Here is a 356-nt window from a genome sequence, read left to right on the forward strand (position 1 = left end):
AGACGGCGGTCGTAACACAGCTTGTTGAAACTCTTCCCACGATCGCTCAGCATATAAGCGCATGCGTTTCAAGATCTGCCATAAGCTTAGATCCGTTTGCATCTCTAACTTGATCAACAGCACCAAGCTGTACGCGATCAGCGCCAGATAGATTTGGTTCCAGATGGCGGTCTGGTTTGCGCTGTAGATCTTCACCAGCCTCAGATGTTGCTTGATCCATTTGAAGAACAACTCGATCAACCATCGATAGCGGTAGATCTCGCTAATCTCTTGGGCAGAGCGATCCTGCACATTGGTCAGCAAGCGGTAGGTCCGTTTCTGCTCATCCGTAAACTCGATCAGTCGGGCTTGGAGGT

1 protein-coding gene is annotated in these 356 nt (G+C 50.0%); it reads right to left on the reverse strand.

Translation table 11 applies throughout. The features are described from left to right. Positions 1 to 356, reverse strand: a 356-nt coding sequence (locus M3G15_RS21435) for a transposase (RefSeq protein WP_260072022.1), incomplete at both ends; no start/stop codon positions are given.

Origin of the sequence: Paenibacillus sp. p3-SID1389, from assembly GCF_025151705.1 — a bacterium.
Taxonomy (GTDB): domain Bacteria; phylum Bacillota; class Bacilli; order Paenibacillales; family Paenibacillaceae; genus Fontibacillus; species Fontibacillus phoenicis.